This window comes from Paenibacillus sp. UNC217MF, assembly GCF_000686865.1.
Classification (GTDB): domain Bacteria; phylum Bacillota; class Bacilli; order Paenibacillales; family Paenibacillaceae; genus Paenibacillus_B; species Paenibacillus_B suaedae.
The window spans coordinates 416,350-429,244 of record NZ_KK366029.1; the positions used below are offsets into that span (position 1 = coordinate 416,350).

12 protein-coding genes are annotated in these 12,895 nt (G+C 49.8%); 2 read left to right on the plus strand and 10 right to left on the minus strand.

Annotation, left to right across the window (positions count from 1 at the left end; genetic code table 11):
• The first annotated feature begins 30 nt into the window (after window positions 1-30).
• On the plus strand, window positions 31-1,335 hold the full coding sequence (locus BP95_RS0126200) for a Gfo/Idh/MocA family protein (protein WP_021256121.1): 1,305 nt from the start codon (window positions 31-33) through the stop codon (window positions 1,333-1,335).
• A gap of 195 nt (window positions 1,336-1,530) precedes the next feature.
• Here BP95_RS0126200 and BP95_RS0126205 read toward each other — a convergent pair whose 3' ends face one another.
• From BP95_RS0126205 to BP95_RS0126235, 7 genes are all read right to left on the minus strand, one after another.
• Entirely contained in the window at window positions 1,531-2,268 is a 738-nt protein-coding gene (locus BP95_RS0126205) for an ABC transporter ATP-binding protein (protein WP_021256120.1), read from the minus strand.
• Complete coding sequence (locus tag BP95_RS0126210) at window positions 2,265-3,104, minus strand: ABC transporter permease (RefSeq protein WP_021256119.1); 840 nt, start codon at window positions 3,102-3,104, stop codon at window positions 2,265-2,267. The genes BP95_RS0126205 and BP95_RS0126210 overlap by 4 nt, the downstream gene beginning before the upstream one ends.
• Complete coding sequence (locus BP95_RS0126215) at window positions 3,101-3,559, minus strand: nitrous oxide reductase accessory protein NosL (RefSeq protein WP_021256118.1); 459 nt, start codon at window positions 3,557-3,559, stop codon at window positions 3,101-3,103. Before BP95_RS0126215 ends, BP95_RS0126210 begins: the two co-directional genes overlap by 4 nt.
• Window positions 3,556-4,977 carry a nitrous oxide reductase family maturation protein NosD gene (gene nosD / locus BP95_RS31430; protein WP_021256117.1) on the minus strand — a complete coding sequence of 474 codons (1,422 nt, stop codon included), beginning with the start codon at window positions 4,975-4,977 and terminating at the stop codon, window positions 3,556-3,558. The genes BP95_RS0126215 and nosD overlap by 4 nt, the downstream gene beginning before the upstream one ends.
• Window positions 4,978-5,087: 110 nt before the next feature.
• On the minus strand, window positions 5,088-6,494 hold the full coding sequence (locus BP95_RS0126225; protein WP_021256116.1) for a sensor histidine kinase: 1,407 nt from the start codon (window positions 6,492-6,494) through the stop codon (window positions 5,088-5,090).
• Between the two features lie 5 nt (window positions 6,495-6,499).
• Window positions 6,500-7,177, minus strand: a complete 678-nt coding sequence (locus tag BP95_RS0126230; RefSeq protein ID WP_021256115.1) for a response regulator transcription factor — start codon at window positions 7,175-7,177, stop codon at window positions 6,500-6,502.
• Window positions 7,178-7,197: 20 nt separating this feature from the next.
• Complete coding sequence (locus tag BP95_RS0126235) at window positions 7,198-8,184, minus strand: YncE family protein (protein ID WP_021256114.1); 987 nt, start codon at window positions 8,182-8,184, stop codon at window positions 7,198-7,200.
• A gap of 211 nt (window positions 8,185-8,395) precedes the next feature.
• Between BP95_RS0126235 and BP95_RS31435 the strand changes: the two genes are divergently transcribed.
• Window positions 8,396-9,121: a nitrous oxide reductase accessory protein NosL gene (locus BP95_RS31435; protein ID WP_021256113.1), complete on the plus strand. Its 726-nt coding sequence runs from the start codon at window positions 8,396-8,398 to the stop codon at window positions 9,119-9,121.
• Between the two features lie 182 nt (window positions 9,122-9,303).
• On the opposite strand, the gene BP95_RS0126245 is transcribed toward BP95_RS31435, so the two are convergent.
• From BP95_RS0126245 to BP95_RS0126255, 3 genes are all read right to left on the minus strand, one after another.
• A complete protein-coding gene (locus BP95_RS0126245) occupies window positions 9,304-10,710 on the minus strand; it encodes a hypothetical protein (protein WP_028533621.1) in 1,407 nt (468 codons plus the stop codon).
• Window positions 10,711-10,932: 222 nt separating this feature from the next.
• A complete protein-coding gene (locus tag BP95_RS0126250; RefSeq protein WP_028533622.1) occupies window positions 10,933-12,018 on the minus strand; it encodes a glycosyltransferase family 61 protein in 1,086 nt (361 codons plus the stop codon).
• Between the two features lie 215 nt (window positions 12,019-12,233).
• Window positions 12,234-12,854, minus strand: coding sequence for a flavin reductase family protein (locus BP95_RS0126255; RefSeq protein WP_028533623.1), 621 nt, complete (start codon window positions 12,852-12,854; stop codon window positions 12,234-12,236).
• Between the last annotated feature and the right edge of the window lie 41 nt (window positions 12,855-12,895).

Here is a 12,895-nt window from a genome sequence, read left to right on the forward strand (position 1 = left end):
CCTTCGCTTCATTAGAGGGGGAGAAGCAACATGAAGCCTATCACTGCGGTTGTGATTGGGGCAGGGGATCGGGGAGCACGTGCATATGCTCCATACGCACTGGATAATCCGCATGAATTTCGTATTGTAGGTGTCGCTGAGCCGAATACAGAACGACGACGCAAATTTGCCGAGCAATTTGCACTAACCGCTCAGCAGCAATTCGATTCTTGGGAGTCGCTGCTTGGCAACGAGAGGCAGGCAGAAGTTGCAATTATCTGTACATTGGATCGAATGCACATCCAGCCAACGCTCCGGGCACTTGAGTTAGGGTATCATGTTCTGCTGGAGAAGCCGATGTCGCCTGTGCCGGCAGAGTGTGTGGAGATGGAGCTTGCGGCCAAGCGGCACAATCGTCTGCTCACGATCTGCCATGTGCTGCGTTATACGGCATTCTGGTCATCTTTGAAGCGGGAAATCAACCGAGGTGCGATTGGTGATATCGTCTCGATACAGTTAAATGAGAACGTGGGCAATATGCATATGTCGCACAGCTTCGTACGCGGCAATTGGCGCAATAGCGACGAGTCGAGCCCGATGATCCTGCAGAAATCATGCCATGATCTGGACATTTTGGCGTACTTAATGGGGGAGCCGTGCACACGCATTAGTTCGTTTGGCTCGTTAATACATTTCCATGAAGGGAATCGACCGGAGGGTGCACCGCTGCGCTGTATCGAAGGATGTCCGGCAGAACATGTCTGCCAGTATCATGCGCCGCGTTATTACCTGGGGGAAGGCATTGGATGGGCGCGGAAAATTACAGATGATCATACGAAGGAAGGCATCATTAAGGCGCTGTGGGAAGGGCCGTACGGGAAATGTGTCTATCAGACGGATAATAATGTTGTGGATCATCAGGTCGTCAATATGGAATTCTCCAGTGGCGCAACGGCTACCTTCAGCATGTGCGGCTTCACACACGACAATACCCGCATTGTGCAGGTGATGGGCACGAGGGGGGATATTCGCGGCAATATGGAGGATGATGCATTCACGATCCATGATTTCGTGACGAAGGAGATGCGTGTTGTCCATATTCATGCATCCGCTGCAGGGCATGGGGGTGGAGACGCGGATATAGTCCGCTCCTTTATTAAGGAAGTGCGTGATTTCGAGGCGGGAATGGTGACGGAGAGCAAGTCTTCTGCCTCCGTCTCCGTACGCAGCCATCTGATGGCATTCGCAGCAGAGGCATCACGGCTGGATGGGGGCAGATCGATTGATCTACAGGCCTATTATGATGAACTGGCAGGAGCAGCGGTACAACCGCATGTTCATGAGAAACATTGCTAATCATGTCGTAATGCATGCATACTGATGAACTTAAAAAAGCCAGCGATCGCTGGCTTTTTGCATTTGTATAGATAAGTGCACAGTGTTTGAATAGGTATATAAATGTGCAACTGTATAGTGCACACTTGAATGATACGAGCCTTGCGCGAGTAAAAGCAAATACCAACATCGTTCAAATACGAGAAGAAACACTAATTACGAACTAGTGGCTATACGCTGGCATGTATCATAAAAGACGGCTTCCAGGGAACGATGTCCATTTTCTATGCGGCAAAGACTAGCGACAGAATCGCATGCGACCATGACGCCTTCATTCATGAAGGCGACAGTATCGGCCGTGTCCTCCACGACAGACAAAATATGAGTCGAATAGAGGATTGTTGTTCCTTTCCTGCGTTCAGCATGGATTAGTTCCTTGAACGTATGCACCCAATAGGGATCAAGTCCGTTGGTGGGCTCATCCAGAATGATGATCGGAGCTTCAGGCAGCAACGCTTGTGCGAGCGCGAGCCGCTGCTGCATTCCCTTGGAATAATGGCTTACCTTCTTATGCTTATCTTGTTCCAACCCAACGAGGCAGAGCAGCTCATCGATGCGACCTCGCGGCACCTGCAGCAGCTTGGAGAAAAAGTGCAGCACCTCGTATCCCGTCAAGGAACGGGGAAATACCATATTGTCAGGCATATAGGCGAATGTGGATTTATAGGCGATGTCCGTGGACGATACCTTGTGCCCGTTCAAGTAAATGCTGCCTGACGTTGGCTTCACGATGCCGATCATCATCTGAATGATCGTGCTCTTCCCGGCGCCATTGCCTCCACATAAGGCGAAGCATTCGCCTTGGCCGATTGAGAAGTGGATATCGCGTACCTGATTCTGCTTGGAATAAATCTTGGATACATGATCGAATCGAATCATCGCATTTGTTGTCATTCGCGGATGCGCACCCCCTGCTTCACAATGATGATGGATAAGGCAAGCGGAGCAATAATCCATGCCGCAGCCGTTAGACAGAAGGCAATTTGTCCGGTGCTCCCCTCGGCCCATATCGTAAAGTCATAGAGCGTCGGCCCGAATATCATGCCGCTCTTCATTTGAACGATGCTCCACACCCGTATCAGCTCAACTGGATTGAACAGGATGGATGTGGTTAAGAGTGTAATAATCCAATGAAAAGGGACAACACTGGAGACACCCATCACGATATATTCGTATAGGAGCACGCTGAGCGCCCATGTCAGAATACTGATGCCAAGCGCTTGGAATCGCGTGCTGGCATACACGCCGATGACCGAAGCGATCGCTAGGAAGACAGCCGCAAGCAGCAGGGTCAAGGCGATAAAGAGAAAAAACAAGGAGGCGGCGAACATGCCAGTGCGGTTCGTGATCCACAGCACAGTTCCGACAATACCGTAGCCGAGCAGGATAACGGCTGCAATGGCCGCCAGCATGCCTATGTATTTGCCAAGAACAATGGAAGTTGGCGATACCGGGTAGGTGAGCAGCAATTGATAGCCCCCATCCTCTTTATCTCCCGCGAGCATGGTACTGCCCATTAACAGTGTGAGAAGCGGAACGAGGAAGAGGGAGAGATTCAGAAGTCCTGCAGTCATTCTCGTAAACCCTTCGTATCCTGCCTGATAGCCGGTGCTGCCGAAGAATACGATGAACAGCGCCAGTAGTGTAAATAATATGGAGAAGCTTGCCAGCCAGCGGCTGCGAATGATCAGCTTCATTTCCTGCTTCGCAATTGAACCTATATGCATCATTGATGACCGTCCCATTTATGCTGCTTCAGGTCAGGGAACGACAGAACGTTTCCTTTGCCTTCTTGTGCAACGTATTGTTCCGCTTGTTCCTTGTTCGGAAAGACCAGCACGCCATTCGCCATTGGCGTCCAGAAGTCTTGGTGGTAGGCGAACCAGGCTTGCTCCAGCTCTACCCAATTGCTTGCGGCGTATACATAGGACTTGGCAATCGGATTGTCTGCATTGTGATAAGATTGGATATAATCCATCATGCAGCCGATATCATCGAAAGTCATAATCTTGCCGTCCGTTAATACAACCTCTGTTGCGTAGTCTTCGTTCGCTACGCTCATATTGCATATGATGCATACATCGATATCAGGGTTAATCGGTCTCGGTTCATAGCTAGGTTTGCCGCAGGATGTGGCAAGCATAAGGCCGACTGCCGCTACGACTGTTCCGAATCTCCATGTCATTTCTGAATCCTCCCTTGTGCAAGAATGAATATGCCGCCAATTAGGAACAAGCATCCTGCGATGCCGATAAGATGGCGATTGTCTGTAGGATGTTCCGCTTCTAGGACTGATTGTGCAGGATCATCTACAAGTGGTTGAAGGGTGGGCTGCTGCGTAAGCGGGAACCGATCTGCTCCGCTCGTGGCGTTAGCGGAAGGCAGCATGCGATTAACTGCATTCCATAGCTGTATGGCAGGGCTCTCGAAGTAGAATTGCAGCTGCGGCTGCTTCGGCAGCAGCTTGTCATAGATGGAGCCTGCGTAGTAAGGTAGTTCCCCGATGCCGTCGCCGGTAATATCGAAGGAAGAGTAGTCGTCCCAATAATTGCCCGATGTGCCGTCATCAATGGCCTGCTTCGCATCCAAGCTACGTGCTTGCACGACATTGCCGATGAACTGGTTCCCCGATATGGTAGTTCCGGTATTGCCCTTCAGCAGACTAAGGCCAAGATGATTGCCCGAGATGACATTGTCTGTAATGATGCTGTCTCTCGCATCCTCCAGTGCGAGACCGTTGCTGTTGTACATCATGCGGTTGCCCCGCATCGTGATGCGGTCGGTGTCATAGAGCAACACTCCATAGCCGCGGTAATCAAGCTGCTTCTGCATGATGTTCTTCTCAATCCGAAAGGAGGAGGAGCTCATGGCCATCATCCCGTTAATGTTGTACATGAATTGATTGCCCGATACGAGACCTCCTTCACCGAACATGAGATGAATGGCGTAGCGTGAATCGGATATCGTGTTGCTGCTTAGCGTACTGTCGGCTGCGAAGTCGATGTAAATGCCGTCCTGAACATCATAAATGTCATTGCCACGCACAACATTACCACTGCCATAGAAGAGGTGAACGCCGTTGCCTCGCTTAGAGATACGGCTGTTATTGCTCGTTATCGTATTGTTCTCGATCTGATTGCGGCTTCCTTTGTTGACATAGATGCCATTCTGTACGCGGGACAGCGTATTGGACATGATCAAGTTGTCCGAGGAGGCGATATAAATACCGGCATCCTGCTTCTTGCTGCCGCTCTGGATAATCTGAAATCCGGTTAGGGAAACGCCGGGAGCGGTAATTGTGACGACATGACCTTGATTATTGCCGTTCAGCGTAACCTTGGCACTGTCTGCAGCTTGGAGCTTCAGCGGCTTATCAATGACAAGCTGTTCATGATAGATGCCTTCTTGTACGGTAATGATAGCGCCTAGTTCAGCTTCATTAATGGCCTTCTGGATCGAATCTCCGGCACGAACGATGAACGTCTTCCCGTTAGCGTTAGCGGCATGCAGCTTGCTTGTACCTGGGAAGCAGATGAGGAGAGACAATAGCAAAGCTAGAGCGGCCAGCAGCATTTTTCTGTTGACTTGTCTGCAATTGGTCACAAATGGCACCATCCTGTCCCCATTTTCATTTTCTTTGGCTCCTACATTACGACACAATTGTGTGCAAAGATGAAAGAATGTGTGAACGGAGCATGACAACCCGCATGTTTTTATGTCTCTCTGTATCGCGGCAGCGCAATCGTTACAGTCGTCCCCTCATTCTCGATGCTGTGAAAGGTCAGCGTTCCGCCATGCATAGCAACAATATTGGACACAATGGCAAGCCCCAACCCTGTCCCGCCATCCTTGCGGGTTCGCGCCTTATTGGCTCGATAGAACGGCTCGGTTATATGGGGAAGATGCTCAGGGGCAATGCCGATGCCGGTATCGCTAATGCTCAGCTCGCAACAAGGGGTGTGTGATGATGCACGCAGTTTGATGCTGATCGTTCCCTGTTCCGGCGTATACCTTATGGCATTGTCCAGCAGGTTATGGAGGACCTGTTCGATTCGATTTTGATCGGCTTCAATAATAAGCTCGGGATCAAGATCAATCTCCAATGCAATGTGCTGCTGGACAAGTATGTGTCTGTATGTCATCAGCACGTCCTCAATAAGCTGAGCATACACCAGATGGGTGATGGCAAGCGGATAGGCATTGTTCTCCAGCTTGGCCAGCTCTAGCAGATCATGAACTAGCCGCTGCATGCGGCCGGCTTCGCGGTGGATCAGGCTGATATAGCTTCTCTGATCTTGTTCGGATTCGACAACCCCATCCAGAATCGCTTCGCTGTACCCCTTCACATAGCTGATAGGGGTCCGCAGCTCATGGGACACGTTCGCGAGAAATTCTTTTTTGCGCTTATCCTCCTCGGCAACGGCACATGCCATCTGATTGAAGGCTTGTCCCACCTTGCCGATTTCATCATGTGTTGTAATCGGAACACGTTCCGCATAATTGCCATGTGCCATCTCATGGGCAGCGGACTCCAAGCGTCGAAGGGGCTGCGTGATGCGGTTGATTAATGTTCTGCCCACTACAAGGGATAGGAGCACGAAGCATACGGTGATCGGAATGAAAATGCTGGTCAGTTCCTTATTCATTTCCATAATGGTTGCAAGCGGGATGTACAGGAATAAGATGCCTTGCAAGCGATTGTCGTCCAGCAGCGGGATGCTGACAGATAGAATCGTGCGGCCGAAGCGTTCCTCGAACCCGGACTTGGTGACGGGGTTGCCCTGAAGGAGCTGCTGGCGATCCTGCTCGCTGATGAGGGAGTCATATTCGACTTCGAAGGGAAGGCAGGCGCTTAACTCGCGCGGGTTCGTGACAAGAAACACCTCCGAGTCAGACATCTTGTTGTACCAATCGATCTGATCGCGCAGCTTGGCGGTGACCTCTCCACCGCTATAGTTGCTTGCAAGGCGAAACCCTTCCAGCCGCAGTCCTTCATCTACCTTTTCGACATAGTATTTTTCATAGAAATAGTGAGTGAGCGCATACGAAAAAGACACGGTTCCGATAATCGCCGCGCACACGATAAGCCACATTTTCTGTGCTAAGGTTAGCTGCTTCATGCCATTTACACCTCAAGTTTATATCCGATGCCCCACATCGTTTGAATGAATTCACCCACATTGCCGAGCTTAATGCGCAGTGTTTTGATATGTGTATCTACAGTTCTAACACTGCCCTCGTAATCGATGCCCCACACGTGCTGCAGAAGCTGCTCGCGGCTGAGTGCTTGACCGCGGTGGCGGCATAAGAAAAGGAGAAGCTCGAATTCCTTCAAGGTGAGGGCTAAGGGCTCGCCGCATACCTTGACCGTTCTACCTCGTTCATTGATCTCGATTTGGCCGTATAGCTGAACCGTTTTGTCTGCTGCAGATTCTCGATTGACCCTGCGCAGAACCGCGTCGATGCGGGCGATCAGCTCGCTTGGACTGAACGGCTTTACAATATAATCGTCGGCACCGATTTTCAGGCCATAGACACGATCCCATTCTTCTCCTCTTGCCGTTAAGAAGACGATTGGCACGTTAGAGGACTGGCGTATGTTCAGACAGAGCGTGAAGCCATCCAGAACTGGCATCATGACATCGGCAACAATTAGATCGATGGACATGGCAGACAGAATCTCTAGCGCTTCCTCGCCATTCGCGGCTTGGTACACCTCGAATCCAGAGCTTTTCAAATACATATGCACGAGTGCTCTCATATCTTCTTCATCATCGATAATGAGCAATCGAGACTGGTTCATGCTTGCTCTCCTCCTTGCGCTTATGAGTTGGACATAATCTGGAATGGGCCTTGGCCCACGGGAATGATTGAGCTGACGGTGAGTGAGTTGGGATCGATGACGTAGATCTCATTGCTATCATAACTAGCGATGTATAGATTTCTGCCAATTTCCTTCATCTCGAACGGGTTGGCGCCAATTTTGATCGTGCCAAGCTCTGCGCCGGTATTCCGCGCGAACTTGCGAAGCGTGCTGGATCCGTGGCTCAGTGCGAATATGCCTGTATCCGTCTGTGCGAAGCTTACGGGCATATAAGGAGCTGGGATGCGCCGAATAAGCGAACCGGTATCCATGTTGTACACATGGATGTCCGACTCAACTTCAGCCCCGCTTCCGTGGCCGCCAACCCACAGCTCACGCCGATCATCCAACAGCAGACCACCAGCCGAAGATTCGTTAATGCCGAATGTTTGTACAACTTTTTGCAATCGAGTATCTATAATGGACATCGTCGTATCGTCGAAATTGATGACGTACAGCTTGCTCCCGTCCTTCGCCTCATACATATGCAACGGCTGCTTGCCTACAGCAACCTCGTACTGAAGCGTGCCGTCCAGCCGGAAAGCGCGAATCGATTTATGATGCTGATCAACAAAATAGACAAATTGCTTCGAATGGGACAGCAGCGCATTGGCCGCTCCTTTGCCTACGTCCCATGTCTCGATCTGCTTTCCCGTAGACAATTGGTAAATGAGAGCCTTGTCCGCCTGCTTGCCGTAGACGAGCAATTGATCCTGCGCAAGGAATAGGGCGCCGCTAAGCGGGAAATCGAGCTGCCATGCCGCCGATACCTTATTGCGGACAGGATCAAGGAAAGAGAGACTATGGTCCTTCACATTGACGCTGACGATAATAGGCTGCTGCTCTATAGGCTGGAAATCGTTCTTGCCGCACCCGGTGAGAACAAAAGCAAGAGTGAGCGGAACAAACAAAGGCAAAAATGTGCGTAAGAAAGGTGCAAGGCGCATAAGGCGCTTCCTCCTGTATTTCAAAAAATGGAATATAGCAACATTATAGCGGCTTTAGACACAAAATCTGATCAAATCTATGAAGTTTTGTACTTCTTTTTGGAAAATTGCAACATAAAGTTCAACAATTCATTTCACTTCCTTCACAATCTCCTCACAATTGCTTGCTAGCATTTGATCTGTCAATGAATTCCATCGTGGAGGGTGTTATATGAAAAAGGGGTTAGCTATTTTTATTTGTTCGATCATGATGCTGAGTATTCTTGCTGGATGTGGCGGTGCAGACCATGCGGGAGAGAAGGGCGAACAAGCTGCGGCGCCAGTTGAGGGGGCAGCGGCTCCGAATACGGGGAAGGAACAAGTAAACCAAACGACTGAGAATAAGGCACAACTCAAGCAGGAACTGGCTGCAGCGCATGCGGAGGAGCCAACTCATGAGGACTTATGCGCCTTTTGCCAAATGAAAATCTATTTGAGAGAAGAAGATATGGGGATGTTTACAGCGCAAATGCAGACAGCAGATGGTCAGCATCTCTATTTTGACGATGTCGGCTGCTTATTGAATTATGAGCGAGATATGAAAGAGAAGCCGGCTGCATCCTGGGTGAGAGATTATAGTACATTAGAATGGGTGACAGCAAAGGATTCAACTCCGGTAAAGGCGGATATTAAGACACCGATGAAATATGGCTATGCGTTGTTCGCTACGCAGGATGCAGCGCAGAAGTTCGTGTCGGACAATCAAGCCCTGAAGGGCAAGGAAGCATCGTGGAAGGAAATTGATGAAATCTCCCACCAACGTTATTTGAAGAGGAAAGAGAAAATGAAAAACGGCGGCATGCACAATGGAAGCATGAACAAATCAATGGACCATGGCAATAATGGGGACGACAAGCACAAAAGCGATGATAAGCAAAAAAATGATGGCAAACACTAAAGTGATAACAAATACTAAAATGATGGCTCTGAAGGATAACAAACACTAGTGATGAGGATTAAAGAAAATCTGTCAGACATAGTCGATATAAGTTGAAAAGGTGTCAAGGTAACAATAATAATGATGGATGAATCAAAATAAGTCCCACCTGTTGCAAAGCAGCGAGCAGGTGGGACTTATTGCTACAAGAGAAGCAGCAGCATTGCGACGAGTGTCGTGGCGGTTAAGCCGATGATTACCGGGACAAGGTTGCGGCGTGCCAGCTCGAACGGGCTGATGCCACAAATAGCTGCTGCTGGTATGAGCGCCCATGGGATTAGTGTTCCCCCTCCGACCCATATGGCGGCAACTTGACCGAGTGCAGTCAGGGTATCTGTCCCGCCGCCAATGGCGGCCCCGAACAGGGACGCTATGGAGCCGGCAAGCGAGATGCCGGAGAATCCTGACCCATCCAATCCTGTAATAGCTCCTACAATGGTGAGGGTAATTGCACCGATGGCAGGGTGGAGTGGAACGCTGTGTGCAAGCGCCAACCCTAGATCGTTCACAATCCCATGCGATGCCGCGGGCAGAGTTTTGCCGAAGATTTCGAAGAAGGCAGAGTCTCCTAAATAGAAGAATGCGGCGATTGGAATGACAGGGCCGAATACTTTGAAACCAAATAGAAAGCCGTCCACGAGGTAGCTGGTTGTCTGTTCAAATGCTTGCTTGCGATGGGTGAGCAGGGTAACGACGATGAGTGTGATTGCAGCGGTTCCGCCGATAAGCGCCGTTGCTTCCCCACCCTGAAGATTTAGCTGGAACAGCATGATGACGTCGATGACGAAGAGCAGGGGAATGAGAATGGCTAGAGTTGTTTTGGCAACGGGAGATAAGGGAATACGGGGAACATGGAAGCTGCTGCGGTCGTCATTTTTGGCAAGACCGGTACTCATGGTCAGAAGACCACACCCCATATCGCGGCGCATCATCCAGAACGCTACGACCGTGGTGACGACACCCATGACCATCACAAGCGGGATGCTGGCTTCCAGCACGCTCTTAACAGGCAATCCGGCTGCATCCGCGGTAAGCTTTGGTGCGCCTTGAATGACGAAGTCGCCTGACAATGCGATACCATGTCCGAATAAATTCATAGCCATCGCAACAGCAAGAGGAGGCAGCCCTACGCGAATTGCTGCTGGCAGCAGCACCGCACCAATAAGAGCGACACCTGGCGACGGCCAGAAGAAGGTGCTGATGACGACCATAACTATCCCAAGTGTCCAATAGGCCATCGTGGGACCGCGCATTAGCTTGGTGAATGGAGATACCATCGTTTCATTAATGCCGGACGCGAGCAGCACACGGCTCATCGCGACAATAATCGAGATGATGAGAATGGTGCCAAGCAACTCCTTAATGGCATAAATAAAGCTGGTAAATATACCGCTGACCGCTGAACTGACCGAGGAAGTTGCCAGCAAGCCGAGCAGGAATATCCCCGCCATACATACAATGGTCGTATCTCTCCGCATGACGAGGAAGCCAATAATTAACCCAATGAACAGCAGATACACCCAGTGTATCCCGACGAGTGTAACGACCAATGGAATCGCCTCCCATAATGTAAGCGTTAACATAGGTTTCGGAAGCGTGGAAGCTCTTCGAATTATGTGCTTCATACTATGCGGATACCTATCATTTGGTCATCATCAGGCGGATGAGAGAGGACGCGAGTCGTTCACATTTGCATTTAACCGGAAGATACAGCCAGCAAGCGGCGTGTCCTTGCATAGCCCTGTGCTAATCGCTACATATGGCAGGCACAACTAAATGCCTGCCATATGAAGGACGCGCTTCAGCTTGTCGATGTCGACGATCAGGTTATCAAAGCCAGCGAGCTGCTTTGGCGGCTGCTCGATATTACATAGAACCTCATAGTAATTCATACCTGCATAATTGCTAATTTTCCAAAAGTAACCATCAACAACTGTTAACGGCGTCAGTTCGATCAATGTAGAGCCTGGATTGCAGAACACGGTATTAATGCTCCCGCTTCCGAACGGCGAAACGATAACTTGCGCTGAAGAATAAATTGCAATCTTTTCAGCCGTGGACAGTGGTGTAAGCACAATGCGGACGAAGCCCTTCTCGGCCAAAACTTGCATGACTTCTTCTTCATTAATGACGTGTCGAACGAACGCATCTTGGCGGCTAACGTAGATTCGCTCATAGCCAGGACGAGGAGCAATGGAAGCATTTTTCAGACGGGTGCGAATGTATTGACTGGCCCAGCTCGGGCATCCGCCAATAAGGAATGGTACGGCCGGCACGACCAGCTCGTTTGCGACCAAATGGAAATCGTTACGGTCAACCTGTATTAACTTCTCCATCGGAAAGCCGAGCATTTGCAGCGATTCATATTGGAAAGAATGTGTCAGTTGGCCAACCAAATATTTGTCGATAGCGATTCCGCTCTGCTCCAGCAAATGAATGCGGGTCAAATAATCAAAAAACCAGTGCCCGAAAATAGCTTGGTGATATGCATAGCCGGGAATATTCCAGCCCCACATTAATGTGGCTACAGTTTCTGATGTATATTGCGGCTCAGGAAGCTCATTGAACGGGTAAGGATAAGGGGGGAGTTCTACGTCTTGAAGCCGGCGGTGGTCAGGCGTTACCACATGACCACTTCCAGTCATGACCTTTCCCCCTGGTATAACGGCCACGAATGCTTCATCAAAGTGACATATAGATCCCCATCGAGGCGTGTCTACTCCTTTGGGAGGAGGAAGAATAATCGTTTCTGCCGGGTAAAGCACACGATATCGTTCTTGAAATTGTTGAGGGTTAACAGCGGTTCCAGCAGCCCAGTCTCGTGTTCGTTGATAGGTCTGATTCGGAAATATATTTATCACTCCAGCCCTCCTTTGCAAATTGCTACAGTTGCATATGCCACGAATAGCAGAACTCTATGAATAGAGTATGCAACAGAATAAGGGGCAGCAAGGGCAAGTCAGAAGGGGAAGATGCACATTTCACATATACATCCAGCTTGAAATGAGAAGCACTGGCCGGAAAAGGGGAGTTCCTCGCCGGTACAGCAGCTTTTTTAGCTTTTTTCGATGCTCTATGTTTCTGCTCGGTACGTCTTGCCGAGCTCAGTGCCAAGTCCGAAGTAGTGGCGGAAGTTATAAATAAGCGGACTCCATTTCCGCGGATCAATATGGTTATCCCCGATGAGAATATCCTCATGGGCATGAACGTGAACGGCTTCCGTCTCGACAATCGCCATAAACGAAGTATGCTCGGGGATACGAATATGTCTCACCTGTGCTTCGATTTGAATGGGGCACTCTGCAATGCGAGTAGGCTGTACGACAGTTGATTCAGTTGGCGTCAGTTCGCTCACTCCATATTTATCTGAATGATAGTGAATTCCGATGTGCTGTTTGAATTCGGGAACCTGCTGCTTTCCTGTATAGGGAGCCAGCTTCTCGACATTGCCCCACAGCTCAGGGCTCGGAACGTTGATGACGCATTGCGGATGGCGCTGTATATTTTCAATCGCTTTGCCTCCAAGTCCAATCCCCAGTACAATACAATTTCCTAAGGCCCAAGATGAAGACAAGGGGCTTATATTGGTGGTTCCATCTTCATTTAATGTGTTCAACAATATGACCGGAGTTCCATAATACAAAACTTTCGGCTGAATGCTTCTTGCAGACATCCTCTTCTTCATCATTTCCATATTCATTGTGCCTCCTATGGTCGGGTTCTTTGTTCATACCT

What these genes read in the sequence shown, in the direction of transcription:
- BP95_RS0126200 (WP_021256121.1), top strand. Translation starts at nt 31, where the DNA reads ATGAAGCCTATCACTGCGGTTGTGATTGGGGCAGGGGATCGGGGAGCA.
- BP95_RS0126205 (WP_021256120.1), bottom strand. Translation starts at nt 2,268, where the DNA reads ATGACAACAAATGCGATGATTCGATTCGATCATGTATCCAAGATTTAT.
- BP95_RS0126210 (WP_021256119.1), bottom strand. Translation starts at nt 3,104, where the DNA reads ATGATGCATATAGGTTCAATTGCGAAGCAGGAAATGAAGCTGATCATT.
- BP95_RS0126215 (WP_021256118.1), bottom strand. Translation starts at nt 3,559, where the DNA reads ATGACATGGAGATTCGGAACAGTCGTAGCGGCAGTCGGCCTTATGCTT.
- BP95_RS0126225 (WP_021256116.1), bottom strand. Translation starts at nt 6,494, where the DNA reads ATGAAGCAGCTAACCTTAGCACAGAAAATGTGGCTTATCGTGTGCGCG.
- BP95_RS0126230 (WP_021256115.1), bottom strand. Translation starts at nt 7,177, where the DNA reads ATGAACCAGTCTCGATTGCTCATTATCGATGATGAAGAAGATATGAGA.
- BP95_RS0126235 (WP_021256114.1), bottom strand. Translation starts at nt 8,184, where the DNA reads ATGCGCCTTGCACCTTTCTTACGCACATTTTTGCCTTTGTTTGTTCCG.
- BP95_RS31435 (WP_021256113.1), top strand. Translation starts at nt 8,396, where the DNA reads ATGAAAAAGGGGTTAGCTATTTTTATTTGTTCGATCATGATGCTGAGT.
- BP95_RS0126255 (WP_028533623.1), bottom strand. Translation starts at nt 12,854, where the DNA reads ATGGAAATGATGAAGAAGAGGATGTCTGCAAGAAGCATTCAGCCGAAA.